At 57.7% G+C, this 1,155-nt stretch carries 1 protein-coding gene; it reads right to left on the bottom strand.

Features of this window, described 5'->3' with window-relative positions:
• Positions 1 to 931 (bottom strand): PAS domain S-box protein (locus AC097P_RS24500; RefSeq protein WP_479613019.1); only part of this gene is annotated, 931 nt, incomplete at its 3' end.
• Between the last annotated feature and the right edge of the window lie 224 nt (positions 932 to 1,155).

The following is a 1,155-nucleotide window of genomic DNA, read 5'->3' as shown; positions in this document are numbered from 1 at the left end:
GCTCACCCACTTGCTGGAGTAAGGCATCGCCCCGTGCGTGGCCCAAGGTGTCGTTGATGGTTTTGAAATGATCCAAGTCGATAAAAAAAATCGCGCCATTGTGGCGATGCCGACGTCCGACCGCCAAAGCCTGTGTGAGCCGGTCCATTAGCAAACGTCGATTGGGCAGCCCAGTGAGGGGGTCGTAAAAAGCCAGCAGTTGAATCTCCGCCTCTGCAGCCTTGCGCACGGTGATGTCGGTAAACGTGCCAACGTAGTGGGTAGCCGTGCCTGCTTCGTTGCGGATGGCCGTTACGGTGAGCCATTCGGCATACACCTCGCCACTTTTTTTACGGTTCCAAATCTCGCCCTTCCACGCGCCAGTTTTTACAATGCTGGCCCACATGGCTTGGTAAAATGCAGCGTCTTGCCGCCCGGAACTGAGCATATTCATTTTCTTACCCACGGCATCTGCCGCGCTGTAACCGGTAATGGCACTAAAAGTGGGGTTAACACGCAGAATGACGCTGTTGGTATCAGCAATCACCATGCCTTCGCGCGAATCAAACGCGGCAGCAGCCATGCGCAAGTTGTCTTCTTCCTGTTTGCGCTCGGTAATGTCGCGCACCTGGATACAAAAAACCCTTTCCCGTTGCTGGTACGCCACCACCACCGTGAGCTCGCTCAGAAATACGGTGCCGTCAGCACGCACACAGGGGCTCTCCAAACGCTGCGCGCTAGGGCAAGGCGACCGGTCTGAGGCATATTGCAATACATCCCAGCCCATGACCTCTACCCCCGTACGCCCCAAGGCCTGCGCTGGCGCATAGCCAAACATGCACTCAGCCTGCGGGTTCCACCCGATGACCCGAGCGGCGTGGTCTAAATGGATAAACGCATCCGGTGCCCATGCAACGAAATGTGCGGTTGGTGCAAGAGCATCTATGCCCATCGCCGAGGCCGCTGCGTCGGCCTGGGTGGATGCAGTAGTGCCAGCGCTGGGGGCGGGAATAGTAGCCATCACCTTCTATTCTCCCCCCAAAGCCAACGGCACACCTCGGGTTTTTGAGAAACGAGTTTTGCTAAAAATCGACCGGCATCCCCCATGCGGTCGCGGTAAGCCGCAAGCTTGGCGTACTGCGCAGTGTGGGCGCTGCGGGCCAATGCAGCCTCCAC

Source organism: Rhodoferax sp. ZS1R8 (assembly GCF_056521325.1).
The sequence above is the reverse complement of the archived record's forward strand: the minus strand, read 5'-3'. Positions and strand labels throughout refer to the sequence as shown.